Origin of the sequence: Dongia mobilis (assembly GCF_004363235.1) — a bacterium.
In the GTDB taxonomy this organism is placed as follows: Bacteria; Pseudomonadota; Alphaproteobacteria; order Dongiales; family Dongiaceae; genus Dongia; species Dongia mobilis.
In genome coordinates, this window is record NZ_SNYW01000011.1 from 217,671 (window position 1) to 243,713 (window position 26,043).

23 protein-coding genes are annotated in these 26,043 nt (G+C 64.2%); 8 read left to right on the top strand and 15 right to left on the bottom strand.

Annotated elements, in window-relative coordinates; translation table 11 throughout:
- The first annotated feature begins 213 nt into the window (after window positions 1-213).
- Window positions 214-798, top strand: coding sequence for an LOG family protein (locus tag A8950_RS15535; protein ID WP_133614591.1), 585 nt, complete (start codon window positions 214-216; stop codon window positions 796-798).
- A gap of 20 nt (window positions 799-818) precedes the next feature.
- Here the strand turns inward: A8950_RS15535 and A8950_RS15540 are convergent, their stop codons facing one another.
- Entirely contained in the window at window positions 819-2,111 is a 1,293-nt protein-coding gene (locus A8950_RS15540; RefSeq protein ID WP_133614592.1) for a sugar-transfer associated ATP-grasp domain-containing protein, read from the bottom strand.
- A 229-nt stretch (window positions 2,112-2,340) separates the two neighbouring features.
- Here A8950_RS15540 and A8950_RS15545 point away from each other — a divergent pair, with 229 nt between their 5' ends.
- Together A8950_RS15545 and A8950_RS15550 are read left to right on the top strand one after the other, a co-directional pair.
- Entirely contained in the window at window positions 2,341-3,555 is a 1,215-nt protein-coding gene (locus A8950_RS15545; protein ID WP_133614593.1) for an NADP-dependent isocitrate dehydrogenase, read from the top strand.
- A 5-nt stretch (window positions 3,556-3,560) separates the two neighbouring features.
- Window positions 3,561-4,100 (top strand): peptidylprolyl isomerase, encoded by a 540-nt coding sequence (locus tag A8950_RS15550; RefSeq protein ID WP_133614594.1) that lies wholly within the window; start codon window positions 3,561-3,563, stop codon window positions 4,098-4,100.
- Between the two features lie 92 nt (window positions 4,101-4,192).
- Here A8950_RS15550 and folE read toward each other — a convergent pair whose 3' ends face one another.
- The 3 genes from folE to alaS form a co-directional block, all read right to left on the bottom strand.
- Window positions 4,193-4,819 carry a GTP cyclohydrolase I FolE gene (folE, locus tag A8950_RS15555; RefSeq protein WP_166645223.1) on the bottom strand — a complete coding sequence of 209 codons (627 nt, stop codon included), beginning with the start codon at window positions 4,817-4,819 and terminating at the stop codon, window positions 4,193-4,195.
- A gap of 97 nt (window positions 4,820-4,916) precedes the next feature.
- Complete coding sequence (locus A8950_RS15560; RefSeq protein WP_166645216.1) at window positions 4,917-5,717, bottom strand: PrsW family glutamic-type intramembrane protease; 801 nt, start codon at window positions 5,715-5,717, stop codon at window positions 4,917-4,919.
- Window positions 5,718-5,745: 28 nt separating this feature from the next.
- Window positions 5,746-8,418 carry an alanine--tRNA ligase gene (gene alaS / locus A8950_RS15565; protein ID WP_133614597.1) on the bottom strand — a complete coding sequence of 891 codons (2,673 nt, stop codon included), beginning with the start codon at window positions 8,416-8,418 and terminating at the stop codon, window positions 5,746-5,748.
- 280 nt (window positions 8,419-8,698) lie between these two features.
- Between alaS and moaA the strand changes: the two genes are divergently transcribed.
- Window positions 8,699-9,691 (top strand): GTP 3',8-cyclase MoaA, encoded by a 993-nt coding sequence (moaA, locus tag A8950_RS15570; protein WP_243735669.1) that lies wholly within the window; start codon window positions 8,699-8,701, stop codon window positions 9,689-9,691.
- 110 nt (window positions 9,692-9,801) lie between these two features.
- Here the strand turns inward: moaA and A8950_RS15575 are convergent, their stop codons facing one another.
- Window positions 9,802-10,434, bottom strand: a complete 633-nt coding sequence (locus tag A8950_RS15575) for a hypothetical protein (protein ID WP_208109882.1) — start codon at window positions 10,432-10,434, stop codon at window positions 9,802-9,804.
- A gap of 158 nt (window positions 10,435-10,592) precedes the next feature.
- Between A8950_RS15575 and A8950_RS15580 the strand changes: the two genes are divergently transcribed.
- Complete coding sequence (locus tag A8950_RS15580; RefSeq protein ID WP_133614599.1) at window positions 10,593-11,357, top strand: NAD kinase; 765 nt, start codon at window positions 10,593-10,595, stop codon at window positions 11,355-11,357.
- Window positions 11,358-11,464: 107 nt separating this feature from the next.
- Here the strand turns inward: A8950_RS15580 and A8950_RS15585 are convergent, their stop codons facing one another.
- Window positions 11,465-12,337, bottom strand: a complete 873-nt coding sequence (locus A8950_RS15585) for an N-formylglutamate amidohydrolase (protein ID WP_243735665.1) — start codon at window positions 12,335-12,337, stop codon at window positions 11,465-11,467.
- A gap of 80 nt (window positions 12,338-12,417) precedes the next feature.
- Between A8950_RS15585 and argE the strand changes: the two genes are divergently transcribed.
- Entirely contained in the window at window positions 12,418-13,578 is a 1,161-nt protein-coding gene (gene argE, locus A8950_RS15590; protein WP_279513063.1) for an acetylornithine deacetylase, read from the top strand.
- On the opposite strand, the gene A8950_RS15595 is transcribed toward argE, so the two are convergent.
- The 4 genes from A8950_RS15595 to A8950_RS15610 all read right to left on the bottom strand — a co-directional run bounded on the left by A8950_RS15595 (window position 13,575) and on the right by A8950_RS15610 (window position 18,168).
- On the bottom strand, window positions 13,575-14,549 hold the full coding sequence (locus A8950_RS15595; protein WP_133614601.1) for a 2-dehydropantoate 2-reductase: 975 nt from the start codon (window positions 14,547-14,549) through the stop codon (window positions 13,575-13,577). The genes argE and A8950_RS15595 overlap by 4 nt on opposite strands.
- On the bottom strand, window positions 14,546-16,063 hold the full coding sequence (locus A8950_RS15600) for an acyl--CoA ligase (RefSeq protein WP_133614602.1): 1,518 nt from the start codon (window positions 16,061-16,063) through the stop codon (window positions 14,546-14,548). The genes A8950_RS15595 and A8950_RS15600 overlap by 4 nt, the downstream gene beginning before the upstream one ends.
- A gap of 43 nt (window positions 16,064-16,106) precedes the next feature.
- Window positions 16,107-16,523, bottom strand: a complete 417-nt coding sequence (locus A8950_RS15605; protein WP_133614603.1) for a hypothetical protein — start codon at window positions 16,521-16,523, stop codon at window positions 16,107-16,109.
- Between the two features lie 103 nt (window positions 16,524-16,626).
- Window positions 16,627-18,168 (bottom strand): GMC family oxidoreductase, encoded by a 1,542-nt coding sequence (locus A8950_RS15610; protein ID WP_133614604.1) that lies wholly within the window; start codon window positions 18,166-18,168, stop codon window positions 16,627-16,629.
- A 168-nt stretch (window positions 18,169-18,336) separates the two neighbouring features.
- On the opposite strand from A8950_RS15610, the gene ppaT reads away from it, so the two are divergent.
- Together ppaT and pldH are read left to right on the top strand one after the other, a co-directional pair.
- On the top strand, window positions 18,337-19,521 hold the full coding sequence (gene ppaT / locus A8950_RS15615) for a pyridoxamine--pyruvate transaminase (protein ID WP_133614605.1): 1,185 nt from the start codon (window positions 18,337-18,339) through the stop codon (window positions 19,519-19,521).
- 38 nt (window positions 19,522-19,559) lie between these two features.
- Complete coding sequence (gene pldH, locus A8950_RS15620) at window positions 19,560-20,300, top strand: pyridoxal 4-dehydrogenase, SDR-type (RefSeq protein ID WP_133614606.1); 741 nt, start codon at window positions 19,560-19,562, stop codon at window positions 20,298-20,300.
- A gap of 86 nt (window positions 20,301-20,386) precedes the next feature.
- On the opposite strand, the gene pldA is transcribed toward pldH, so the two are convergent.
- From pldA to A8950_RS15645, 5 genes are all read right to left on the bottom strand, one after another.
- Window positions 20,387-21,193 carry a 4-pyridoxolactonase gene (gene pldA / locus A8950_RS15625; protein ID WP_133614607.1) on the bottom strand — a complete coding sequence of 269 codons (807 nt, stop codon included), beginning with the start codon at window positions 21,191-21,193 and terminating at the stop codon, window positions 20,387-20,389.
- 35 nt (window positions 21,194-21,228) lie between these two features.
- On the bottom strand, window positions 21,229-22,164 hold the full coding sequence (locus A8950_RS15630; RefSeq protein ID WP_133614608.1) for a putative B6 ABC transporter permease subunit 1: 936 nt from the start codon (window positions 22,162-22,164) through the stop codon (window positions 21,229-21,231).
- Between the two features lie 4 nt (window positions 22,165-22,168).
- On the bottom strand, window positions 22,169-23,257 hold the full coding sequence (locus tag A8950_RS15635; protein ID WP_133614609.1) for a putative B6 ABC transporter permease subunit 2: 1,089 nt from the start codon (window positions 23,255-23,257) through the stop codon (window positions 22,169-22,171).
- The gene (locus tag A8950_RS15640; RefSeq protein ID WP_133614610.1) at window positions 23,254-24,831 is read right to left on the bottom strand and encodes a putative B6 ABC transporter ATP-binding protein; all 1,578 of its coding nucleotides are present in this window, start codon (window positions 24,829-24,831) and stop codon (window positions 23,254-23,256) included. Before A8950_RS15640 ends, A8950_RS15635 begins: the two co-directional genes overlap by 4 nt.
- A 95-nt stretch (window positions 24,832-24,926) precedes the next feature.
- The gene (locus A8950_RS15645; protein ID WP_133614611.1) at window positions 24,927-25,991 is read right to left on the bottom strand and encodes a putative B6 ABC transporter substrate-binding protein; all 1,065 of its coding nucleotides are present in this window, start codon (window positions 25,989-25,991) and stop codon (window positions 24,927-24,929) included.
- Window positions 25,992-26,043: the final 52 nt, after the last annotated feature.

Below are 26,043 nucleotides of genomic sequence, written 5' to 3' on the forward strand. Positions count from 1 at the left end.
AGGCAATCATTCCGCGGCCGCCCCACATTTCCGGCAGCCGGACGACGAGCTAGCCAGCAACCGACCCCGTTGCCGCAATGCAGCGTCATTGAACTGACCGGGAAGCTGGCTCATATTGGCGCCAATGAACAACCACCACCCCCGCCATCGGCCGCCCACCGCCGCGGCCGCAGCGAATCCCACCAGGTCAATCACAGGAGCCTCGGTTTCGGCATGAATCCGATCAAATCGCTTTGCGTCTATTGCGGATCGTCCCGCGGCAGCAACCCCGCCTTTGCCCGCCTCGCCGATGAACTGGGACGGGAACTGGCCCGCCGCGGCATCCGACTTGTCTATGGCGGCGGCAGGGTCGGGCTGATGGGCGCCTGTGCCGACGCCGTCATGGCAAATGGCGGGGCGGTGATTGGCGTCATTCCACAGCATCTGCAGGAACGCGAAGTCGGCCATACCGGCCTCACCGAATTGAAGGTCGTCGACAACATGCATACCCGCAAGCGCATGATGTTCGACCTGTCCGATGCCTTCTGCGTGCTGCCCGGCGGGCTCGGCACGCTGGAAGAGTATTTCGAGGTCGTGACCTGGCGGCAACTCGGCATTCACGACAAGCCGATCATCCTGCTCAACGCCGAAGGCTATTGGGACGGGCTGGTCGGCATGCTGGACGGCATTATCGACCAGGGATTCGCACAACCCTCGGTCCGGCAGTTCTATTCCGTTGCCGGTTCGGTGGGGCGTCTGTTCGACCTGCTGACTTCGCCGCCCGACACGCAGGAGCCGGATTATCCCGAACGACTGTGATTGAGCCCTTGGTCCGGCCGCTAGCGCCCGGCGTAACGCTGGCGCCAGGCATGGCTGACAGGCGTCCGCTGGGCCGCCAGGACATGATGGGCATAACACTCTGCGAGGCGCCCGATGCCGGCCGGCACGTCATGGGTGCGCTGGATCATGTCGCAGCCTGATTGCACGTTGCCCTCGACGATGACCGGCCCCTCATCGGTGATGGCGACGTCCCAGCCGATGGTGACCCGGTCCGGGAAGGCGGCGTGGCCGCGGCAAAGCAAGTCCTTGGTTTCCTGCCAGAAGGGCAATTGACGACCAGTAATAGTCGCCCCCGTCGTCGGATGCGTGTCGAACCAAACGCAGGGCTGCTTTGTGCCGGCGTCGGAGGCAGGCCCAAGTTCGCCGGTCGCCACATCGACGCGGCTGACGATGCCGCCCTTGTGGAAATTGTCGACCACGGAGTCTGAGCGCGTCGACGACTTGAACACGGCATGGGTAACTTCATAGCCGCCGGTCTCGTTCTTTACCGACATGACGCGGCAGGTGGTGAGGACGTTGATGGCGAGATCGCGCAATGCGCTGTGCCCGAAGAGTGCTTCCTGCACGACGATCGGCTCTTTTTTCGCCTGGACCGTGATGTGCTCCAGCAACTCTCCGACCGACTTCCGGTTGCCGTGCTGATCGGCATAGGAGCCGTCAGTCTGCCTGAGCCAGCGCTCGCAGCCGCGCCCGCCGCGACCCTTGAAAGGTTTGAAGAAGATGTCGACCGGCGGCAGGTCACCGGCAAACTCCATCAGGCGTTCGACGCGGCCGTCGCCATGGACCAGCATGTAGGTCGGTATGCTGTGAACCCCGGCCTGCTCGCAGTGCAGGAAGAACGCGGCCTTGTCGTTGAGGATGCTGCGGCTCGATCGTTCGATGCGGGATTCAATCAGATTGTGGAGGCCGCCCTTGAACTCGTAGCGAGCGATATAGGCGCCGGCATTGGCATAGCGCTCGGGCCGGAACAGTTCGAACACGTAGTATTTCTTGGGCGAGATCGAGTGGCAGAAGGCGACGACCAGCTGTTCCCAGACCTGGCGCATCCTTCCCTTGCCGGAGACCTCGCGCACCCTATCGCCCAGCCGGCTGGTATGCTTCCAGGAGAGATAGGCGAACATCGCCGGCCAGGCGACGCTGTAGAAGGCCACCCGCGGCCAGACCTTGCGGCCATGCATGGACCAGACATAGCTGGCATAGGATTTATGGATGATATCTGCCGGGGTTTTGGCGGGGCCCAGGGACCAGAACAGCTTGTAGGGAGAACAAAACGGCAACCGAAGATAGGCCATCTGACCGGAATCTCTGCAAAAGTTTAGAGCGCGCCCCACGCCCGAGGAGCACCCGATATACCAACTTCCACGTCAGGAGTCAGTAAGGCTGCTGAACGCGGCCTTACTTCGCTGCAGGGCGCAAAATCCTTCAAATCGGCCGGCCCAGACACTAGACTGCCGCCGATTTTGCGTCATTCCCGGCACATCGCCGCCTCCCAGGCGCTTCAATCGGAAGGAAAATCGCTACATGGCTAAGATCAAGGTCAAGAATCCAGTCGTCGAACTCGATGGCGACGAGATGACCCGAATCATCTGGGCGTTCATCAAGAACAAGCTGATCCTGCCCTATCTCGACATCGACCTTAAGTATTACGACCTTGGCGTCGAAAGCCGCGACCAGACCGGCGACCAGATCACGGTGGATGCCGCCAATGCGATCAAGCAATTCGGGGTCGGCGTCAAATGCGCCACCATCACGCCGGACGAAGGCCGCGTGAAGGAGTTCAACCTGAAATCCATGTGGAAGTCGCCCAACGGCACGATCCGCAACATCCTGGACGGCACCGTCTTCCGCCAGCCGATCATCTGCAAGAACGTTCCGCGCCTGGTGCCGGGCTGGACCCAGCCCATCGTCATCGGCCGCCATGCATTCGGCGACCAGTACCGCGCCACCGATTTCATCGTGCCCGGCAAGGGCAAGCTGACCATGAAGTTCGTGCCGGAGGATGGCAGCGCGCCGATCGAGAAGGATATCTTCAGCTTCCCCGGCGCCGGTGTCGCCATGGGCATGTACAATCTCGACGATTCGATCCGCGGCTTTGCGCGCGCCTGCTTCAATTACGGTCTGATGCTGGGCTGGCCGGTCTATCTGTCGACCAAGAACACGATCCTGAAGATCTATGACGGTCGTTTCATGGACATCTTCCAGGAGGTCTATGACAAGGAATTCGCCGACCAGTTCAAGGCGAAGAAAATCCATTACGAGCACCGCCTGATCGACGACATGGTGGCATCGGCGCTGAAATGGTCAGGCGGCTTCGTCTGGGCCTGCAAGAACTATGACGGCGACGTGCAGTCGGACACCGTGGCGCAGGGCTTCGGCTCGCTGGGCCTGATGACCTCGGTGTTGCTGTCGCCCGACGGCAAGACGGTCGAGGCGGAAGCGGCCCACGGCACGGTGACGCGCCACTACCGCGAACACCAGAAGGGCAAGGAAACCTCGACCAACCCGATCGCCTCGATCTATGCCTGGACCCGCGGGCTCTGGTATCGCGGCAAGTTCGACGGCACGCCCGAGGTGCAGAAGTTCGCCGAGAACCTGGAGAAGGTCTGCGTCGACACGGTCGAGTCCGGCTTCATGACCAAGGACCTCGCCCTCCTCATCAGCCCGGACCAGAAATGGCTGACGACCAACCAGTTCCTCGACAAGCTGGACGAAAACCTCAAGAAGGCGATGGGCTGAATATCATGCTGAAACGATTCCTTCTGGCGCTGGCTTTTGTTATCGGCATGAGCGCCCCCAGTCACGCGGCGGACCCCGAGAACACGCTCTATCTCGATTTGAAGGACGGGCGCGTGGTGATCGAATTGCTGCCCGACGTGGCACCCCAGACCGTGGCCCGCATCAAGCAGCTGGCACGCCAGGGTTTCTACGACGGCACGCCGATCCATCGCGTCATCCCGGGGTTCATGGCGCAGATGGGCGATCCGACCGGCACAGGCACGGGTGGGTCGGGGCAAAACCTGCCGGCCGAGTTCAGCAACCTGCGCCACCTGCGCGGCGCCGTCTCGATGGCCCGCGCGTCCGACCCCAACAGCGCCGACAGCCAGTTCTTCATCTGCCTAGGCGACGCAACGTTCCTGGACGGCAAATACACAATCTTCGGTCAGGTGATCGACGGCATGCATTTCGTCGACCGCATCACGGCAGGCACCGAGGCCAATAACGGCATCGTCGCCAATCCGGACCGGATCGTGAAGGTACAGGTCGCCGCCGACGCGCAGTAAGCACGAGCGATCAATTGACAGGGGCGATGCGGTCAACCGCATCGCCCCTTTCTTTTTATTGGTCCTTTGGAAGCCGCCGAGGACCGAAACAGCTAGCGGCCGATCAGGCGCTGGAATTCGCGCCGGGTTTCCGGGTTGTCGCGGAAGGAGCCGAGCAAGGTCGAGGTGGTCATGGCAACACCCGGCTTGTTGACGCCGCGCGTTGTCATGCAATGGTGCTCGGCCTCGATCACCACGCCCACGCCCAAGGGATCGAGCACCTGCTGGATGGTGTTGGCAATCTGCGCCGTCATCTTTTCCTGGATCTGCATGCGGCGGGCATAGACCTCGACCACGCGGGCCAGCTTGCTGATGCCGACCACGCGCGAGCGCGGCAGATAGCCGACATGGGCTCGACCGATGATGGGTGCCAGGTGGTGCTCGCAATGGCTGACGAAGGGAATATCCTTCAGCAGAACCAGTTCGTCATAGCCCTCGATCTCCTCGAAGGTACGCTGCAGGATGGCGACGGGATCCTCGAAATAGCCACCATAAAATTCGTCGAACGAGCGCGCGACGCGTTCCGGCGTTCCCTTGAGACCTTCCCGGTCCGGGTCATCGCCGGCATAGGCGATGAGGGTGCGGATTGCCGCCTCGGCCGCCGCCTTGCTGGGTCGGCGCGCGGCCGCCTGGCTGCGCTCGGCGGTGAGGTTTTCGGCCAGGGTCAGATGACGATGCATGTTCATTGGGGGACTCCGACTGGGATTACCCTGACTTTACGCGGTCTGGTTACCCCCGGATCACTCCCTATCACACGGCCCGATTCAAGCCGCGGCGTCAGCCAATCGCCGCCGTCCCCCGCGCCAGCCGGCGCAGGCGGCGGCGCGCCAGGAACACGGTGACAATGGCACAGATGACGACCGTGGGAATAAGGATTGCCGCCAGCATGATGTGAGGCAGCAGCGTCACAACATTGACCTCGTCGATGTCGCGACCGCCGCGCAGCAACTGGAAGGCAACGGCGATCAGGCCCCAATTGACCGCCGCATGACCGATCACGGCGGCGGCATAGGCAGCCAGGGCAGCCGACCAGTTGAGGCCGCGCGCGCTGACAAAGCGGGTCAGGAAGAATCCCATGAGGCAACCCAGTGAGGCATGCAGCATGCTCGCCATCAACGTCCGCGCCAGGGGAATGACCAGCGGATGGCCGAACTGTGCCGCCGCCATCTGGGCGAGATTGGCGTTCACGCTGTAGGCCACGTTCTCGACTGCGGCAAAGCCGAGGCCGCAGAGGATCGGCAGGCGGAAGGCGGTCGATTGATCCAGTTCCTGATGGAATACGGAGAAATGCCGCAGCAGCAGGATGGCGATGAGGACGGCGACACCCTTGACCAATTCTTCCGGCACAGCCGCCAGCACGAAACTGGCCGAGAGCGCATCGCCAAGGCCGGGATTTTCGGGAAACGGAATCGCTCCCTTGAGATCAAGCGCCAGGAAGATCGGCAGGGGCGAGAGGGCGCCGAGAACGAGCGCCAGCGCCACCACGCGCCATTTGATCCGCGCCGGCAGCAGCACCTGAACGACCAGCACCCATATGCCGGTCAAGGTCAGGACGATGGCGATTGCGGCGGCCGTCACACCCGTCACTCCGGCGCCGCCATCGGCATCAGGCGGCCTTTACATGGTCACGCAGCATCGCCTCGATGGCAGCTATGGCCTCGGCCGCCCGCGCCGCATCCGGCCCACCGGCCTGGGCCATGTCCGGGCGGCCGCCGCCGCCCTGCCCGCCGATCGCCGCACTCGCCGCCTTGACGAGGTCGACGGCGCTGAATCGCTTGGTGAGGTCGTCCGTGACGCCGACCACGATGGACGCCTTGCCGTCGGCGGTCGCAACCAGGGCGACGACGCCCGTGCCCAGCTTCCTTTTCAGCTCGTCGGCCATGCCCTTCAGCTCCTTGGCCGGAACACCTTCCAGGACGCGGCCGTAGAACTTGACGCCGTTCATATCCTGCACCTCGGCCGCGGCACCGCTGCCGCCGGTGGCGATCACCTTGCGGGCTTCGGCCAGTTCGCGCTCCAGTTTCCTGCGCTCTTCAAGCAGGCTGACGATGCGCGCCGGCAATTCCTGCGGCAGCGCCTTGATGGCGGCCGCCGCCTCGGCAAGCTGTTTCTGCTGTTCGGCCACATAGGCCTCGGCAGCGGCGCCGGTCACTGCCTCGATGCGGCGCAGACCGGCTCCGACGGCGCCTTCGGAAACGATCTTCAGGAAGCCGATATCGCCGGTACGGCCGACATGGGTGCCGCCGCACAATTCGGTCGAGAACTCCTTCGGCTCTTCGCTCTCGCGCCCGCCCATGGAAACGACGCGCACCTCCTCGCCATATTTCTCGCCGAACAGCGCCATGGCGCCAGCCGCGATGGCATCGTCCGGCGTCATCAGCTTGGTCGCCACATCGGCATTGGCGCGGATGCGCCTGTTCACCTCATGCTCAACCCAGGCGATGTCCTCGGGGCTCATCCCCTTGGTATGCGAGAAGTCGAAGCGCAGGCGGTCCGGGGCCACCAGCGAGCCCTTCTGGGTCACATGGGTGCCCAGGCGGCGGCGCAGGGCCTCGTGCAGCAGGTGAGTTGCCGAATGGTGCGCGCGCAGGCCCGACCGCCTGGCGTGGTCAACCAGCATCTCGACCGCATCGCCTGCCTTCACATGGCCCTTCACGACCTTGCCCAGATGGACATGGAGATCGCCCAGCTTTTTCTGGGTGTCCGATACCTCGATCACGGCGCCGCCGGCCGTGACCAGCCGGCCGGCATCGCCCATCTGGCCGCCGGATTCACCATAGAACGGCGTCTGGTTGGCAACGAGGGCGACTACGTCGCCGGCCTTGGCCTCCGCCACCTCCTGACCGTCCTTCACCAGCGACAGCACCTGGCCTTCCGCCTTCTCGGTCGAGTAGCCGAGGAAGTCGGTGGCGCCGAGGCGCTGGCGGATTTCGAACCAGATCTTTTCCGTGGCCGCCTCGCCGGAGCCGGCCCAGGCGGCGCGGCTGCGCTCGCGCTGCTTCTCGAGCTCGGCATTGAAGCCGTCGACATCGACCTCCATCCCCTTGTCGCGCAGGATCGACTGGGTGAGATCGAGCGGGAAGCCGCGGCTGTCGGAGAGCGCAAAGGCGACGCTGCCGGAAAGCTTGCCATCGGCGGTGAGGCCGCTTTTGGTCGCGATGGCGCCCTCGAGTTCTTTCAGGCCCGTTTCGAGCGTCTGCTTGAAGCGGGTCTCCTCCAGCTTCAGCGTCTCCGTGATCACCGCCTCGGCACGACCGAGTTCGGGATAGGCCTGTCCCATCTCGCCAACCAGCGCCGGGACCAGCTTCCACATCAGCGGGTCCTTGGCACCGAGGAGATGCGCATGGCGCATGGCGCGCCGCATGATCCGGCGCAGCACATAGCCACGGCCGTCATTAGAGGGCATGACACCGTCCGCCACTAGGAAGGCGCTGGAGCGCAGATGGTCGGCGATCACGCGATGGCTGACATTGAGCGGGCCGTCGGGATCGGTGCCGGACGCGTGCGCCGACGCCTCGATCAGGTTGCGCATGAGGTCGATGTCGTAATTGTCGTGCTTGCCCTGGAGCACGGCGGCGAGACGCTCGAGCCCCATGCCGGTATCGATCGAGGGACGCGGCAGGTTGATGCGCTCGGTCTTGGTCACCTGCTCGAACTGCATGAAGACCAGGTTCCAGATCTCGATGAAGCGATCGCCATCCGCATCGGGCGAGCCCGGGGGTCCGCCCGGAATGCCCTCGCCATGATCGTAGAAGATTTCCGAGCACGGGCCGCAGGGACCGGTATCGCCCATGGCCCAGAAATTGTCCGAGGTCGGGATGCGGATGATGCGCTGATCCGGGAGACCGGCGATCTTCTTCCACAGGTTGAACGCCTCGTCGTCGTCGATATAGACGGTGACGGTGAGCTTGTCCTTCGGCAGGCCGTATTCCCGGGTGATCAGATTCCAGGCAAGTTCGATCGCGCGGTCCTTGAAATAGTCGCCGAAGCTGAAATTGCCCAGCATCTCGAAAAAGGTGTGGTGCCGGGCGGTATAGCCGACATTCTCGAGGTCGTTATGCTTGCCACCGGCACGGACACATTTCTGGGCGGTGGAGGCGCGGACATAGTCGCGCTTCTCTGCCCCGGTGAAGACGTTCTTGAACTGGACCATGCCCGAATTCACGAACATCAAGGTGGGGTCGTTGCGCGGGACAAGCGGCGAAGAGGGGACGATCTCGTGACCCTGTTGACGGAAATAATCCAGGAAAACCCGGCGGATATCGTTGGCGGTCTGCATCTTTGAACCCGAAAGCGTGGCTGCTGGCCGTGTTGCGGCGCGAAAGATGATTATTTAGAGTTTTTCCAGCCCAAACAAGGCATTTAAGGGCGGAATTCCCCTGATTGCCCCTGGATTTGCGGGGCCATCGCCCGCCCCCGGCGCATGGCTGGAAACCCCTTTGACAATTGGGGAGGAAAATCCGCCCTGCTCCCCCTATATTCCGCCCATGGACACGCCCGTCACCAGCCAGGCCCGGGAAGGGGCCGAGCAACAGCCAGCGCCGAAGATCGACCCGCCCATGATCGATCCGTTCGGCCGGCGCATTTCCTATCTGCGCGTCTCGGTGACCGACCGCTGCGATTTCCGCTGCGTTTATTGCATGGCGGAGGACATGACCTTCCTGCCAAAGGCGGAAATCCTCAGCCTGGAGGAATTGGACCGGCTGTGCTCGGCCTTCGTTGGGCTGGGCGTCCGCAAGCTGCGTCTGACCGGCGGCGAACCGCTGGTGCGCAAGGGGATAATGGGGCTGATCCGCAACCTGTCCCGGCATCTCGACAGCGGTGCGCTGGAGGAACTGACCCTCACCACCAATGGCAGCCAGCTCGGCAAGTATGCCCGGGAACTGGCCGATTGCGGCGTAAGGCGGGTCAATGTCTCGATCGATTCGCTCGACCCCGAGAAATTCACCCGCATCACCCGCTGGGGGAAGCTGGAGCCGGTGCTGGCGGGCATCCAGGCCGCCAAGGATGCGGGCATCCGCGTCAAGCTGAATACCGTGGCGCTCAAGGGCGTCAATGACGACGAGTTCTATCGCCTCATCGAATGGTGCGGCGAGAACGGCCACGACATCACCTTCATCGAGGTGATGCCGATGGGCGATATCGGCGGCGAGAACCGGGTCGACCAGTTCTATCCCATCTCGCTGCTCCGGTCACATCTCGCCAAGCGCTGGACGCTGACCGAGAACAGCCATCGCAGTGGCGGCCCGGCGCGTTATGTGACACTGGAGGAAACCGGCCAGCGGGTCGGCTTCATCACGCCGCTTACCCATAATTTCTGTGAATCCTGTAACCGCGTGCGCCTGACCTGTACCGGCACGCTCTATATGTGCCTGGGGCAGGACGATGCGGCGGATCTCAGGGCACCGCTGCGCCAGAGCGAATCGGACGAGGCGCTGGTCGCCGCCATCCGCGAGGCGATCACCCGCAAACCGAAGGGACATGATTTCATCATCGACCGCCGCCACAGCGGCCCGGCCGTCGAGCGGCATATGAGCGTCACCGGCGGCTGACCCACTAAATCGTCATGGCCCGATTTCGTCGGGCCACCCACGCATGGCGGCCGTCGCCGACGGGGGGCGGGGGCGGGGAATGACCGCAACGCCGAATCTTACGGAAAGTCCTAGTTGATAATCACCTGGTGGGCGAAGTCCCTGCCGTCCGAGATGGTGACCTGGGTGAAGCCCAGCAGTTTCAGGAGATCGAAGAAGGTGGCCTCTTCCGGCTGGGTGTTCTTCTGGAAGAACGGCGTCGAGCGCGCCACCAGCGTCAGGGTCGCGAACAGGGCCCGCGCGCGGTAGAGCGTATCCAGCGAGCCGTCATGCAGCGCCACGATGATCAGTTTCTGCGAATGGTCGCCCTTGGTGAAGATAGCGTAATCGGGCGCGTATTGCGCCGCCAACTGTTGGCGCGCCATGCCGATGACGAAACCCTGGCGACGAATCTCGTCGCTGTCGGGCAGGGTCACGACGCGGCTCGGATAATGTTCGACCGTTTCCGGTTTCGGATAGTAGTAGCCCTCGTGGTGGTCGCCCACCTCTTCATCGGCCTGTTGCGCCATGTCCTCGATCGAGGTGCCCTCCGGCAGGATCAGATCGGGATCGATGATGATGTCGGTGCTCGGCGTCTCGATCGCTGGCGCCCCGGTCTGGGTTTCCTGGGCCAGGCTGGAGCCAATAGGAAACGCCGTCAGCAGGACGCCCCCGCACAGCGCCGCCAGGCACAATCCTCGCCGGAAAATCCCCAAAGCACGCATACCATCCCCCAATGGCCATAAACGAAGCGGGGCCTAGACTGCGTCGCCCCGGCCGCTTTGGCAAGCCGCTCCGCAAGCCACTACCTATCGCCGCAATCCTCTGGCTATACTGCCGCCCGCCAGAGAACCTGGGGCCGGGGGCAGAGGGGGATAAAAGCTTGAGCCTGTCCAACATCGCCTTTGTCGCCGCCGAATCCCCGGATGCCCAGGCAGCCCTCAGGGAGCTGACCGCCCGCTATGGGCCAGGAGATCCCGGTGCGGAAACAATCGTGGTACTGGGCGGCGACGGCACCATGCTGCGCGCCCTCCATGACACGATGACCCGGCCGGTGCGCATCTTCGGCATGAATTGCGGCACCGTCGGCTTCCTGATGAACCGCTACGACGCGGCCGGCCTTGCCGAGCGCATTGCGCGAGCCGAGCAGGTCACGCTGCACCCGCTGCAGATGGTGGCCAAGACCAGCGACGGCGTCGAACATCGCCTGCTGGCCGTCAACGAGGTGTCCCTGCTGCGCGAATCCGCCCAGGCCGCCAAGATCAAGCTGGAGATCGACGGTCGCCAGCGTATGGACGAACTGGTTTGCGACGGCGTCATCGTGGCAACACCGGCCGGCAGTACCGCCTACAACCTGTCAGCCCATGGGCCGATCCTGCCGCTTTCCTCGGCCGTGCTGGCCTTGACGCCGATCAGCCCGTTCCGGCCACGGCGCTGGCGCGGCGCCATCCTGCCGCAGCGCGCAAGGCTGCGTTTCGTCATCCACGAGCCGGAACGCCGGCCGGTCAGCGCCACCGCCGATTTCACCGAGGTCCGCGCCGTCTCGGAAGTGACCGTGTGCCAGGATCAGAGCATCGCGCTCACCCTGCTCTTCGACCCCGAGCATCACCTGGAAGAGCGCATCCTGCAGGAGCAGTTCCAGGGGTAGCGGGCTCTATGCCGCGAGGCTGGATCGCCGGGTCAAGCCCCGAGACGAAAATGAAATTGCGCCGAAATCGATAAGGCCGTCATGCCCGGGCTGGTCCCCGGCATCCACTATCGTTGTCCGCCAGCCTGTTCCTGCGCAAAGCTGCAGATGTCGCCCATCAGCCGCTCGATATCCGCCTTCAGGCCGGGAAAGCCGTCATGCTTCTCGATCCGGTCCTCGTCCATGTAGAGGCCGCGATTGACCTCGATCTGCAGGGAATGGCGCCCCTGCCACGGGCGACCGAAACGCTGTACCAGCTCGGCCCCCTTGAACGGGTGGTTGATCTCCACCGAATAGCCCATGTCGCGCAGGCGCATTGCCACGAATTCGGTGAAGGCCGGATCGCAGCTTTCCCCCTCGCGATCGCCCAAAACAAAATCGTCGCGCGGGATGCTCCTGCCCTGCTGCCGTCCGGTCGTGCGCATGGAGTGGCAATTGACGTGCCAGACGGCGCCGAACCGCGCCACGCGGTCGTCCAGCATGGCTTCGAGTTCGGCAAAATAGGGACGGTGATAGCCTTCGATCCGGGCCATGATCTCGGCGACGCGCAAGGGGCGGTCATAGATGTCGACGCGGCCCTTGATCAGCCGGCGCACCAGGCCGAGGCCCATCTCGGCCTTCTCCGTCGCGCGAACGGGACGCGGCCAGGGTTCCGCCAGCATGGCGCAATCGATCTCGTCCTCGTGCCGATTGGGATCGATATAGGCGCGCGGAAACAGCGCCTTGAGGAACCCGGCGCCACGTTCGGGCGCCGCTTCATAGAGGTCGTCGACAAAGGCATCCTCGGCCCGGCGCAACAGGTCGCGCGGCACGGCATGATTGAAATCCGTCGGATAGGCATACCCGGAATGGGGCGAATCGAATACGACCGGCGCCGCCGCGATGTCTGCATCGGGCTCGTAGCGCACCAGGACACCTGGCAGGTGCTTGATCCGTTCCACCAAGGTCGCCGTACCTGACTTGCCAATACCTGCCTCCCCGGTATGCTCTCCCCATTCGTCCGTCAATAGGAGTTCGCATATTGGCCCCGCGACCGGAAAGCCTGGAAATGATCCGCCGCCTGGTGGCCTTCGACACCACCAGCCGGAATTCCAATCTCGATCTCATCGCCTTCGTCCAGGACTACCTCGACGGCTTCGGTATCAGGAGCCAGTTGATGAAGGACGATACGGGGCAGAAAGCCAATCTCTATGCCACCATCGGGCCGGATGACCGGGCGGGCTATGCCCTTTCCGGCCATACCGACGTGGTGCCGGTGGACGGGCAAGACTGGTCGAGCGATCCCTGGACCGTCAGGGAGGCGGACGGGCGTCTCTACGGCCGCGGCACCACCGACATGAAGGGTTTCGTGGCGGCGGTGCTCAATATCGTGCCGAAACTGACCGCGCGGGAACTTTCAACACCGGTCCACCTGCTGTTCTCCTATGACGAGGAAGTGGGTTGTCTTGGCGTGCGCAAGGCGCTGGAGGTCATCAAGGACTTTCCCGTCAAGCCCAAGGGCTGCGTCATCGGCGAGCCCACGGCGATGAAGGTCGCCATCGCCCACAAGGGCAAGAAGAGCCTGCGCTGCCATGTCCACGGTTTCGAGTGCCACTCCTCGCTGGCGCCGCAGGGCGTCAATGCGGTCGAATATGCCGCCGAGGTAATCGGCTACCTCAAGCGCATGGGCCGCCGCTTCGCCAAGGAAGGCCCCTTCGACCACGACTACGACGTGCCACATACCACCGTGCATACCGGCATCGTCAAAGGCGGCACAGCGCTCAACATCGTGCCCAAGGATTGCAGTTTCGACTTCGAGTTCCGCTATCTGCCGATGCAGAAACCGGACGACCTGGTGGGCGAGGTGAAGCGCTTTGCCGAGCAGGAATTGCTGCGCGAGATGCGGTCCGTCAATGGCGAGAGCGGGTTTTCCTGGGAGCCGATTTCAGCCTTTCCCGGCCTGGATACCGCCGAGGATGCCGAGATCACGGTGATCGCCAAGGCGCTGACCCAGGCCAATGACACGATCAAGATCGCCTTCGGTACGGAAGGCGGCCTTATCCAGCAGATCGACATCCCGACCGTGATCTGCGGGCCCGGCTCGATCGAACAGGCGCACAAACCCGATGAATGGGTGGCGCTCGACCAGATCGCGCAATGCGAGGCGTTCCTGGAGCGCCTGGTGGCTAAGGTGAGCGCCTAGACAAGCCCGGCCACCGCCGCCTTCTGGCGGGTGAGCGCATAGATCATGTCGATCGCAGGCGTGGGCACCGAAACCAGGCGGCCAAGCTCGGCGACGGCCCCGACGATCGCGTCGAGTTCGATTGGCCGGCCGCGTTCGAAATCCTGCAGCATCGAGGTCTTGTGGGCACCGATGGCGGCGGCACCGTCGATGCGGCGTTCGATATCAACCGGCATCTTGACTCCCAGCGCATTCGCCACCGCCTCGGCCTCAAGCATCATGGCCTTGGCGACGGCGCGGGTGCCGGGTTCGGTGCAGAGGCGGTCGAGGGTGGCGCCGGTCAGCGCCGTCAACGGATTGAAGGCGACATTGCCCCAGAGCTTGACCCACATTTCCGTGCGGATGTCGGTGCGGACCGGCGCCTTGAGGCCGGCAGCGATGAGAGCGCGGCTGAATTTCGTGACACGATCGGATTTCTCGCCGGTGGGCTCGCCGAGGGTAAAGCGGTCGCCCTCGACATGCTTCAGGATGCCAGGTTCAACGATCTCGGCCGCCGGATAGACCACACAGCCGATTATCCGTTCCGGCCCGATATGCCGCCATTGCGCGTCACCCGGATCGACGCTGGCTAGGCGGCGGCCCTCAAGCGCGCCGCCCACCCCATGGAAATACCACCAGGGTACGCCGTTGACCGCCATCACCACAGCCGTGTCCGGGCCGAACATGGGGGCAAGCTTGTCGGCCAGCGGCGGTACGGATTGCGCCTTCAGGGCGATGATGACGAAATCCTGGATACCGGCAGAGGCGGGATCGTCAGTTGCCTGGGGCCGAACGGTGAAACTGTCCCCACCATGCTGCACGACGAGGCCGTTTTGCTTCATGGCGGCGAGATGTGCGCCGCGCGCGATCAGGGTCACCTCCTCGCCGGCGCGGGCGAGATAGGCACCCATGAGGCCGCCGATGGCACCGGCACCGTAGATCGCGATCTTCATGAAGAGAGGCCCAGCTTCTGCGCCAGGCCGATTCGCTGCAGCTTGCCGGTGGCACCCTTGGGGATTTCGGCCAGGAAGAGGATCTTCTTCGGCACCTTGAAATCGGCAAGACGCTGTGCCGCAAACTCGCGCAGGTCACGTTCGGTCGCAGCGGTTCCGTCCTTCAGCACGACGGCCGCCGCCACCTCCTCCCCCAACTTGTCGTGCGGCATGGCGAAGGTGACGATCTGCGCCACCGCCGGGTGTTCCATCAGCACGTCATCGACCTCGCGGGGCGAAATCTTTTCGCCGCCGCGGTTGATGATCTCCTTGAGGCGGCCGGTCAGGCTGACATAGCCCTCGCCGTCCATCACCCCCTGGTCGCCGGTGCGGAACCAGCCGTCGCGGAAGGCCTCGGCATTGGCCTTCGGGTTGTTGGCATAGCCCGGCGTCACGTTGGCGCCCCGGATCACGATTTCGCCCACCTCACCGGATTTCAGGAACAATCCGTCCTCGCCCATGATGGCGACCTCGGGCCCGGCGGCGATGCCGACCGAACCTGGCTTGCGCGCAGCCGGCGGCAGCGGGTTGCTGGCCATCTGATGCGCGGCCTCGGTCATGCCGTAGGATTCGATTACCGGGCAGCCGAAGGTCGCTTCCAGTTCCTTCATCACCGGCGGCGGCAGCGAGGCGGAGGACGAACGTATGAAGCGCAGCTTGCGCCGGGCGATGATCTCGGCATTGCCCTTGGCGCGCGCCAGGACCGTCTGGTGCATGGTCGGCACGGCAGAGTACCAGGTGGCCGCCGCTTCATCCAGTTGCGCGAAGAATTTTAGCGCATTGAAGCCAGACGGGCAGAAGACCGAGCCGCCGGCATGAAGCGAGGACAGGAGCGCGCCCACCAGGCCGTGGATATGGAAGAGAGGCATGATGACGAGGCTGCGGTCCCGGGGCGTGAGCGCCAGCGTGCGCGCGATGTTGCCGGCCGAGGTCATCAGATTGCGTTGGGTCAGCGGCACGATCTTCGGCCGTGAGGTCGTGCCGGAGGTGTGCAGCACCAGCGCCACGTCATCGGGCGAGGCAGCGTCCGCTACATCGCCGCCCGCCGGCACCGAAAGCGAGAAGGCGCCGGCCGGGCCGGCGAGATCGGGGGCGAGTTCGATCACGCGGATCTTGCGCTTGGCGGCGATCTCGCGCGCCGGCGATTCGGCGCCTGCCGGCAGGATCAGTGCCTGCGCGTCGAGGTCGGAGAGGTAGAAATCGAATTCGTCGGCACGATAGGCGGCGTTGAGTGGGGCGGCGACGCAGTTCGCGGCAACGGCGAGGAAGGCTGCGGCCATTTCCGGACCATTTGGCATGACGATGGCGACCGCGTCGCGGCGGGCGATACCGATGCCCCGCAGATCGGCGCCGACCCTTCTCGCCAATGCCGCCAGTTCACCGCGCGACATGTCACGGCGATCGGGCGCGCCGATCGCCGGCGCCTTTGCGTCGCCGTCGCTGAGCATTTCGGCAATGGCGGAAAACTGACTCATCTATCCATCCTCCCGATCGTTTAACGTTTTCGGCTGCGCCGCGTTATGGGGCAGTCGTCATTTCTAGCGGCTCGCAGGCGATCCTGCCACCCTGTGACGGCATGGCGCAGCGCGCCGCAAGCGCTCGCACTTTCCCGCGTCGCGCCGGCGTGAAGTCAACCTGCCCGACCGTGCCCAGCCAATCCGGATATTGGGCGCATTGCACGGTCTCGATCATCATGCGCGCAGCGCCATCGGGGCGCATGGTGAAGAGGCCACCGTCGCCCTGCTGGGCAAAACTGTCCTGCCGGCTTTCGCGCGGTGCCAGTTCGCCGTAATCGCGCTCGACCCAATGGCCATAGATCAGGCGACAGGAAATGGGTGTCGTGCCGGTATTCTGCAAACTGAACCGGACCGGGGCAGCGTCCGTTTGACCCGCCACGCCGGTGCAGGCGGCAGTCAAAGCCAGCAATGGCAGCAAGAAAGCAGGTCCTATCCGCACACCCAATCCCGTCCTTGTTCGTGAAATCCGCCAGAAGTGGTGCGCATGGCGCCCGAGAGAGACCATCCTGTCAAGCATTGCCTCACGGCACATGCACCTGACCATGCGGCAACCTTGGAGCAAGCGGCACGCGATCCGCCAGCAGATCGCTGAAGCGCTCGGCCATGGCCACGATAGCGGCGTTGACTGGTCCGGTGGTAATGGTGGGCATGACGGAGGCATCGCAGACATAGAGCCCGTCGACTCCGCGCAGGGCGAGGCCCGGCCCCACCACCGAACCGGCATCCACGCCCATGCGGCAGGTGCCGACCGGATGATGGTGCGTGAATGCCGCTTTCGCGAGAAAGGCGAACTTGTCGGCGCGGCCGAGGCTGGCCGCGCCCGGCAGGATTTCGGCAGCGCGCCAGTCGTCGAGGGCGCGGGCGGCACCAATTTCCCGCGCCGTGTCGAGCGCCTCGAGATAGACCTCCCGATCGTAGCTTTCGGCCAGGTAGTTGGGATCGATCAGCGGCGGGACGGCTGGATCGGCCGAAGCCAGGCGCAGGCTGCCGCGGCTGCGGGGATGGGTGAAGCCGAACATCAGCGTATAGGCCTCGCCCATGGGCGGGGCCGCGAACTGCTCGGTCACGACCGGCGCCACGACGCAGGCCAGCACCATCTCCGGCGCCGCCGCCGGATCCGCGCCGGCACGGTGCAGGTACATGAGCGATTCCGAGTTCTGGTAGCGCGAGGGCGGAACCGTATGCCGGGCGCGATAGACATTCCCGCCCGACAGCAGATGATCATGAAGGTTGCGCCCGACCCCCGGCAGGTCGCACTGGACGGCGATCCCCAGGGCCCGCAATTCGTCGGCCGGCCCGATGCCCGAGCGCAGCAGCAGCAGGGGCGAACCGATGGCGCCCGCGGCAAGGACGACCTTGTCGGCGCCATAGGTGATGGAGCCGGCGCATATGCCGGTGACCCGTCCGTTTTCCAACACCAGACGCGAAACCTCGGTCGTCTGCAGGACGAACAGATTCTGCCGCCCGCGTAGGGGAGCGAGATAGGCGTCGGCGATGGTCTGGCGACGACCGTCCTTGATGGTGAGTGTGTTGAGACAGGGCCCGTCCATCCGCGCCCCGTTGTGGTCGGGCGTGGGCTGGCGCCCGCGCTCCTCTCCCGCCGCCATATAGGCAAGGGTAACCGGATGGGGCTCGGTCGGCCGGATGAGGTGGAGCGGCCCGTTCTGCCCGTGATAGGGATCCGGGCCGGGAACATAAGTCTCGGATTTCAGGAAATAGGGAAAGAGATCGGCGAACCCCCAGCCGGCACAACCCGCCGCCGCCCAGCGGTCGAAATCGGATGGATGGCCGCGCACATGGGCCATGGCGTTGATGGCGGTGGAGCCACCGATCACGCGGCCGCGCGGCCAGTCATGCTGGCGCCCAGCGGTATGGACTTGCGGAACGGTGCGGTATCCCCAGTCGACCTCGCTGCCCTGTAGCAGCGGCCATTTGGCTGGTTCGGCGATGAACGGATGGGTGGCCGCACCACCGGCTTCAACCAGGCCGACGCGCCGCGCCGGGTCGGCGGATAGGCGCGCGGCCAGGACAGCGCCAGCGGTCCCTGAACCAATAATCAGCACGTCGAACCAATTATCCCGCCTTGTCGCCATGGCACCTGCACCAATTTTCCCGATCGTGCGGATAAGTATTTTCACTTTCCGCCGCGCCAGTCTATCATTCATTGTAGATATCAAATGTCGCGGTCGGAACGATGCCGCCACGAACCAAATCAGGGGAGGCCGAACCAAATGTCTTTCAAAGCCAGCGTCAAGGAGCCGGTGATCACCCTGTCGGCGGGACCGGTGGCGGCCTATCCCAGCATCCTGCAGGCCCTCTCCCGCCCCGTGCAGTACGACTACGACCCCTGGTTCCAGGAATTCTACGAAGCCGTCGCCCGCAAATGCGCCAGGGCAATGCGGGTGAAGGAGCCCGCGCTGATCCTGCATTGCGAGCCGGCACCGGGCATCGAGGCCACGGCCGCATCGCTGATCGGGCCGGAGGATACCGTCCTCAACCTGGCGTCGGGCGTCTATGGCAAGGGTTTCGGCTATTGGTCGGCGCGCTATCACAAGGACATGGTCGAGATCGAGGTCCCCTATAACGAGGCAATTTCACCGAAGGCGGTTGCTGCCGCGTTCAAGAAGAACCCGGGAATCAAGATCGTGTCGCTGGTGCACCACGACACCCCCTCCGGCACGATCAACCCCGCCCGCGAGATCGGCAAGATCGTGCGCGACAACAATGCCCTGCTGATCGTGGACGCGGTCTCGTCCTTCGGCGGCATGGACATCCATCCCGACGACTGCTTCGCCGACGTCTTCATCACCGGCCCCGGCAAATGCCTCGGCGGCGCGCCGGGCCTCACCGTGATGGCAGTCAGCGACCGGGCCTGGAAGCATATCGAGAAGAATCCGAAGGCGCCGTTCGCCTCGGCCCTCAGCCTCAAGGACTGGAAGGATGCCTGGAGCAGGAAGAAGCCGTTCCCCTTCACGCCCTCGGTCGCCGAGGTGAACGGCCTTGACGCGGCTCTCGACCAGTATCTGGACGAGGGGCCGGAAAAGGTCTGGCATCGCCACGCGCTGACCGCCAGGGCGACCCGCGCCGGCATCCGGGCGATGGGCCTGGAGCTTTGGGCGAAAAGCGAAGCCATCGCCTCGCCCACCTGCACTGCGGTCAGGGTCCCGAAAGGCCTCAAGGATACCGACATTATCGCCGCCGCCCGCGCCGAATACGGCGTGGTGCTCTCCACCGGGCGCAATGACACCCTCGGCAAGCTCATCCGCATCGGCCATATGGGCCCGGTGGCGGAGCCGATCTATGCCGTCGTCGCTGTCACCGCCTTTGGCGGCGCGCTCCGGAAACTGGGCCGCAGAGTCGATATCGGTGCCGGCGTCGAGGCGGCAACCAGGGTGATCGCCAAGGGCAAGGCATAGGAAACCAATCAGCAAACACGATGAGCAGGGAGTTCGAAATGCGCAGATTTGAAGGTCGCGTGGCAGTGGTGAGCGGTGCGGCACAGGGCATGGGCAAGGCCGTCGCCTTGCGCCTGGGCTCGGAAGGCGCCACCGTGGTCGCGGCCGACATCAACGGTGCCGGCGCCGAGGCGACCGCCAGGGAAATCGGCGGCAAGTCGTTCGGCCATCAAGTTGATATCGGCGACCCGGACTCGGTCTCGAATCTGTTCGGGGCGGTCGCCGCCAAGGCCGGCAAGCTCGACGTTCTGGTCAATGTCGCCGCCATCGTGCCCTTCGTGAAGTGGGATGAGCTTACCTTCGAGGAATGGCGCCGCGTCGCCCGCGTCAATTATGACGGGCTCTATCTCATGTGCCGGGCTGGTTCCGACATGATGCGCAAGAACAATTACGGCCGCATCGTCAATTTCGGCTCGAACTCGATGCTGGCGGGAACGCCGAACATGGCGCATTACGTCGCCTCGAAGGGCGGCGTGCTGGCCTTCGGCCGTGCACTCGCGACCGAGCTTGGCGCCTACAAGATCACCGTCAACACAGTGCTGCCGGGCCTTGTCGATACCGAAGGCGTGCAGCAGACGCCGCACAAGGAGGCCTTCGGCTTCGTCGAGATGCTGCAGGCGATCAAGGGCCACGGCAAGCCCAATGACATCGTGCCGGCGGTCGCCTTCCTCGCCTCGGAGGAAGCGCATTGGATCACCGGCCAGGCGCTCAATGTCGATGCCGGCATGGTGCGCTACTAGCAGGATTACCCTGGAGAAACGTCCCTAAAGACTGGGGCCCGCCTCTTGCCTGAGGCAGGCCCCTTTTTCTTGCTACCCGGCCTGCCTCACGAATAGTAGTTGGCGCCGGTCTGGTAGGTCTTGAAGCTTTCGAGGTCGTGGGAATAGAACAACTCGGCGTCGTACTTCTCGGCCAGCGCTTTCAGGCGCTTCATCGAATTGAGGCTCGCCGTCGGGTCGAGGTGGAAGCTGGAGATGCACATCATGTCCATGTTCTTCTGACTGTAGCAGGCATCGGCTGTGAACAGCATCGGACGGCGGTTCTTGAGCTCCACCATCAGGCTGTAATGGCCGGCCGTGTGGCCCGGCGTCTCGAACAGCCAGAGCCCCTTGGCGATCTCCTGATCGCCGGAGAGCGTCTCGAATTTCGGGGTATAGACGTCGAGCACGGGATCGGGCGGCAGTTCGACGCCTTTCGCCTTCATGATTTCCGGCGAGAAGGTAAGGTCCGAATAGCCGAGATGCTCGAAGGGCTGGCAATTGGCACTCTGCTCCAGCTCCTTGGCGTGGCAGATGGTGCAGGCATTGTGCAGGTGCTTGTTCCCGCCGCAATGATCGAAATGATAGTGCGAATTGATCACATAGTTGATGTCGCCCGGCTTCAAGCCGATCTTGGCGAGCTGACCGGGGATCTTCTGGCTTTCGTCCTGGATCGGCTTCTCGAACGGGAGAACGCGCATGACATGGTCGAAATCGTAGCCGGTGTCGAACATGTAGCGTCCGTCCTTGTGTTCGATCACGACGGAATAGCAGGGAAAGCGCACCTCACCGGCCGGGCCACGGTTCCAGAAGGCGTGGAAACCGTCGATAACCAATGTACCACCATCGAGCAGATAGACTTTCGTATCGGTCATTCTCCAACCTCCCTTGAAACGGATCCGGGTCGTCGTCAGCGGTCACCCCGCACATAGGGCAATCCCAGTGCCGGCGGCAGCACGCTGTGCCGGGCGAAGATTACCAGAACCAGCATGACCATGGTGAATGGTAGCATCTGGACCACATCGGTGGGAATGTTGACGCCGGCCACCTGCAGCGCCGTGGTCATGGATAGGCTGACCCCGAAGAGCAGCGCGCCGAGCAGCACCCAGAGGGGCCGCCCCCGCGCCAGCATGGCGAGCACGATGCCGATGAAACCGGCGCCGCCGGTCATGAAGGGGACGAAGATGCCGGCGCCGACATTGGCCATATAGGCGCCGCCGACCCCCGCCAGCAAGCCGGTGCAAAGGACCGCGATGGTGCGGGTCTTCATGACGTCGATACCGGCGGCGTCGAGGGCGGCAGGCTTGTTGCCGGCCGCCTCCAGGTTGAGGCCGAAATAGGTGTGGCGGAAAGCCCAGGCCAGCACCGCCACGAGGGCGACAGCCAGATAGACCATGGCATTGTGACTGAAGAGGCCAGGACCGATCACGGGAATGGCGGCAAGGCCCGGAATGTCGACGACAGGTGCCGCAGCAAGGCGCGGATAGGTCCGGCTGAACTGAAAATGATGCAGGATCGCGGTCAGGCCCTCGAAGCCGAGGGTGACGGCGATGCCGATCACGATCTGGTTGAGACCGAAGCGGATGCAGAGCAGCATGACCAGGGCAGCGACCAATGCACCGCCGAGGCCGCCGACGACGAACCCGACCAGGAAGGAACCGGAATAATAGGCGGCGACGAAGCCGGCATAGGCGCCGAACAACATCATACCTTCGATGCCGATATTGAGGACACCCGCCTTCTCGGAGATCTGCTCGCCAAGGCCAGCCAGCAGCAGCGGGATGCCGGCGGTGATCGCCCCGAAAACGAGGGCGGTGAGGAAGGGTTGGGCCAGAAGCGCGTTCATGAAGTCAGGCCCCCGCTTTCTTGCGGCGCAGATGGTCGAGATATTCGACCACGGCCAGGAAGATCAGCAGCAATGCCACCAGCACCAGGACGAAGTCATTGGGCACGCCGACGCGCCGTGCAGCGCTGTCGCCGCCGATCATGAGCGCCGAGAAGAACAGCGTAAAGCCAATCGTCGCATAGCCGTTGAAACGCGCGAGGAACACCAGCGGCACCACGAGCAGGCCAAAAGCCGGATTCCAATCCGCCCGCACCACACCCCAGACGCCGAGAATTTCGACAGCGCCGCCAAGCCCGATCAATCCCGCGCTGATGGCGAAAGTGGCGATGGTAAGCCAGCCCACTCTGAGGCCGGCATGGACAGCTGCCGCCGGATTGGCCCCGACTACCTGCAATTTCAGGCCGAAGGCGGTCCGCGTCATCATGACATGGACCAGGACGATGACGACAAGGGCGATGATGAGCCCCAGATGGATCGTGGTGTCGAAGAGGCGCGGCAGGCGATCCTCAACCGCCAGGCTCATGGTCTGTGGCACCGTGGTCGCGGGATCGCGGAAGAAGAGCTTTACCAGGACATTGGCGAAACTGACGCCGAGGAAGCTCATCATCAGCGAGGTGATGATCTCGTTGATGCCATAGCGTGCCTTGAGGATTGCCGGGATGAGCGACCAGATCGCCGCCGCCAGCATCGACACCACCATGCAGATGATGATGGTCAACGCATCCGGCAGGACGGTGATGAGAGCCGGCGCCAAGGCCGCGGACAGCACAGCGGCAATCAGGAACTGGCCGTCGGTGCCGAGATTCCATATGCCGGCCCGGAAGGCGACGATGAGCCCGGCGCCAATCAGCAGCAGGGGTGCCATGCGGGTGAGCGTTTCCTGCAGGCCGCCCCAGGTGAGCAGGCCGCGCCGCAGGACGAAACCGTAATAGTCGAGCGGATTCTTGCCGAGGATGAGCAGGATGATTCCGCCCATCACCAGGGCAGCCATGACCGGAATGAGAACGCGCAGGACCGCCGCCAGGATCTCCCGCCGGCGTTCCTGCCGCTCCTGCTCGGCAGCGGTCAAATCGATGTCGGCGCTGGCACTCATGCCGCTTCCACTCCCGTCATCAGCAGGCCGACGCGGCGTTCGATGTCAGGGCCGTTCTCGACGATGCCGGCAAGACGCCCCTGGAACATCACGCCGATGCGGTCGCTGACCTTGATGAGTTCGTCGAGATCGGTTGAGATCACCACGATGGCAATTCCGTGATCGGCGCTGGCGATGATGCGTTCATGGGCCAGCCGCGTGTTCTGCAGGTCGAGACCGTAGGTCGGCTTGTTGAAGACAACCACCTGCGCCTCGCTGTTGATCTCGCGCGCCAGCAGCACCTTCTGGATGTTGCCGCCGGAAAGCTTGGCGACGGGCGTCCTTTCGGAGGGCGTGCGGATGTCGTTGCGGCCGATCTGGTCGCGGGCATGGCCGTGGATGCCGTCCCAATCGCTCCATCCCCTGCTCCAATAGGGCGGCCGGCCGATCTCCTTGAGAACCAGATTGGTGGCGACCGAGAAGATGCCGACGGTGCCCTCGCCCAGGCGTTCGTCGGTAACGTAGCGGATCCCCGCCTGGCGCCGCGCCGGGACGCCGGCCCCGGTGATGTCGCCGCCATTGAGTTCGATCCGCCCGGCACTAACGCCTCGCTGTCCCGCCAGCACTTCGGCAAGATGCTTCTGACCGTTGCCGTCGACACCGGCAATGCCGAGAACCTCGCCAGGCCAGAGCTCGAAACTCACTTCGCGGAGCGGACACTCGCCACGCGCCGCCTCGGTACTGACGCCGCGCAGGGTCAGGCGCGGCGCCCGGTCGCGCGCCACCTGGCGCTGCCGATGCGCGGTGTCGACCAGGGTCTCTGCCTCGCCCGAGCGCGCCGCCTCCTTGCCGAACATCAGCTCGATGATGGCATCCGTCGCTTCCGCCTCGCCCATCGCCGAGAGGCGCTCCGGCGGAATATCGCCGACGACGCGGCCTAATCGCAGGACCGATATGCGGTCACCGAACTCATAGGCTTCGAGCAGCTTGTGGGTAATGAGGATGACCGCTACCCCCTTGGCGCGCAGGCGCTTGATGACCTCGCCCAGATCCCGCACCCCCTGGGGCGTCAGCATCGAGGTCGGTTCGTCCAGAATGAGTACCTTCTCGCCGCGCCAGAGGGCGCGCATGATTTCGACCTGCTGCTGCTCGCCGAGCGAAAGGCGCCCCACGATCGCGTCCGGATCGATGGCGACGCCGAGCAGCGTCGACAGCTCTCGGAAGCGGGCGAGCGCCGGCGCCTTGACGAGGCGACCCCACCAGCCGCCGCCCAGCATCAGGTTTTCGATGACGCTCAGGCTCGGCACCAGCAGGACATGCTGGAACACGGTGCCGATACCGAATTCAAGGCTCTGTCGCGGCGAGCCGATACGCACCGCCTGGCCGTCGATCAGGATCTCGCCCTCGTCCGGCTGCTGCATGCCGGCCAGAATACCGATCAGTGTCGACTTGCCGGCGCCATTCTCACCGAGGAGTACATGCACCTCGCCGGCATGGAACGCCAGCGAAACACGGTCGTTCGCGAGCACCCCCGGGAACCTCTTGGTGACGTTACGAACGGCGACAACTGGGCTGGGCGCGGTGATTGCGTTCATCTATCCACTCGACAGGCGGGCCACGCCGTGCACACGGGCGCGGCGTGGCCCCCTATGGATCGTCGCCGTTGGGCGACGTATCTGCTGGTCAATACTTACTGGGCCGGGGCATCCGTCACCGAGCTCATCAGAGCGCGGACGTCCTTGGCATCCCAGATCGGATCGATCTTCAGGCTGCCGTCGACGATCTGCTTCTTGACCTCGTCCACAGCGGCCCAGGCCTCGGCAGAGCCGTTGTCAGTCTTGATCAGCTGCACGGAATCATCGGCCAGCTGGATCGAGTAGCCGCGCGTGCCGAACTTGTCGGCCTGCAGATCCTCGACCATGGCCGTATAGACCGGCACCAGGTTCCAGACCACCGAGGAGAGCAGGCTGGTCGCCCCCTCCATGCCGGTCTTGTCACCGATCACGTCGATGAAAAAGACCTTGCCGCCGGAAGCGGACTTTGCCGTTTCGGTCGCCTGCAGCATGCCGAAAGTGGCACCGTCGCCCTGACCGAAGATCACATCCGCACCCGCGGCGATGACCTGGTCGGTCACACGGCGGCCGCCCGCCGCATCGGAATAGGCAGCCGGGCCGATGACGGCATAGAGCACCTTCACGGACGGATCCGCCGCCTTGACGCCCTGGGCGAATGCGGCCGATTGCGAGTTCCATGAGGGCGGCTCGCCGGAAACAACGATGCCGACGGACTTGGTGGTCGTGGTCTTCGCCGCGAGAATGCCGGCGAGATAGGCGCCTTCATGGCCGGAGAGGGTGTAATCGGCCACGGCTCCCGGCTTGTTGGCGTCGGGGCGGTCGACGATCGCCACGGGAACGCCCTTCTCGGCACCCACTTCCGGTGCGGCTGTGTTGTAGCCGCTGGCATGGGCGATGATCAGGCTGGCGCCGTCATCGGCCACTTCGCGCAGCTGCGGATGGACATCGCCATAGCCGAGGCCGGTGGCCGGGATGAATTCCAGGCCGAACTTCTCGGCCACCGCCTTGGCGGCATCATGGCCCTGCTGGTTCCAGCCGTAATCGGTCGGCTCCTCCGGCGTCAGCACTGCGATCGATTTCACGTCCGCCGCCAGCGCACCGCCGGCAAGCGCGAACATGCTGGTCATCATTGCCGCAGCGAGCGCAGACCGTGCTGCATTCCGTCTCGAAATCTTGATCATGTCGAAAGCCTCCTGCTCTTTCTCGATGTTGTACTCGTCGCAAACAGTCTGT

What these genes read in the sequence shown, in the direction of transcription:
- A8950_RS15535 (WP_133614591.1), top strand. Translation starts at nt 214, where the DNA reads ATGAATCCGATCAAATCGCTTTGCGTCTATTGCGGATCGTCCCGCGGC.
- A8950_RS15540 (WP_133614592.1), bottom strand. Translation starts at nt 2,111, where the DNA reads ATGGCCTATCTTCGGTTGCCGTTTTGTTCTCCCTACAAGCTGTTCTGG.
- A8950_RS15545 (WP_133614593.1), top strand. Translation starts at nt 2,341, where the DNA reads ATGGCTAAGATCAAGGTCAAGAATCCAGTCGTCGAACTCGATGGCGAC.
- A8950_RS15550 (WP_133614594.1), top strand. Translation starts at nt 3,561, where the DNA reads ATGCTGAAACGATTCCTTCTGGCGCTGGCTTTTGTTATCGGCATGAGC.
- folE (WP_166645223.1), bottom strand. Translation starts at nt 4,819, where the DNA reads ATGCATCGTCATCTGACCCTGGCCGAAAACCTCACCGCCGAGCGCAGC.
- alaS (WP_133614597.1), bottom strand. Translation starts at nt 8,418, where the DNA reads ATGCAGACCGCCAACGATATCCGCCGGGTTTTCCTGGATTATTTCCGT.
- moaA (WP_243735669.1), top strand. Translation starts at nt 8,699, where the DNA reads ATGATCGATCCGTTCGGCCGGCGCATTTCCTATCTGCGCGTCTCGGTG.
- A8950_RS15575 (WP_208109882.1), bottom strand. Translation starts at nt 10,434, where the DNA reads ATGCGTGCTTTGGGGATTTTCCGGCGAGGATTGTGCCTGGCGGCGCTG.
- A8950_RS15595 (WP_133614601.1), bottom strand. Translation starts at nt 14,549, where the DNA reads ATGAAGATCGCGATCTACGGTGCCGGTGCCATCGGCGGCCTCATGGGT.
- A8950_RS15600 (WP_133614602.1), bottom strand. Translation starts at nt 16,063, where the DNA reads ATGAGTCAGTTTTCCGCCATTGCCGAAATGCTCAGCGACGGCGACGCA.
- ppaT (WP_133614605.1), top strand. Translation starts at nt 18,337, where the DNA reads ATGTCTTTCAAAGCCAGCGTCAAGGAGCCGGTGATCACCCTGTCGGCG.
- pldH (WP_133614606.1), top strand. Translation starts at nt 19,560, where the DNA reads ATGCGCAGATTTGAAGGTCGCGTGGCAGTGGTGAGCGGTGCGGCACAG.
- pldA (WP_133614607.1), bottom strand. Translation starts at nt 21,193, where the DNA reads ATGACCGATACGAAAGTCTATCTGCTCGATGGTGGTACATTGGTTATC.
- A8950_RS15630 (WP_133614608.1), bottom strand. Translation starts at nt 22,164, where the DNA reads ATGAACGCGCTTCTGGCCCAACCCTTCCTCACCGCCCTCGTTTTCGGG.
- A8950_RS15635 (WP_133614609.1), bottom strand. Translation starts at nt 23,257, where the DNA reads ATGAGTGCCAGCGCCGACATCGATTTGACCGCTGCCGAGCAGGAGCGG.
- A8950_RS15640 (WP_133614610.1), bottom strand. Translation starts at nt 24,831, where the DNA reads ATGAACGCAATCACCGCGCCCAGCCCAGTTGTCGCCGTTCGTAACGTC.
- A8950_RS15645 (WP_133614611.1), bottom strand. Translation starts at nt 25,991, where the DNA reads ATGATCAAGATTTCGAGACGGAATGCAGCACGGTCTGCGCTCGCTGCG.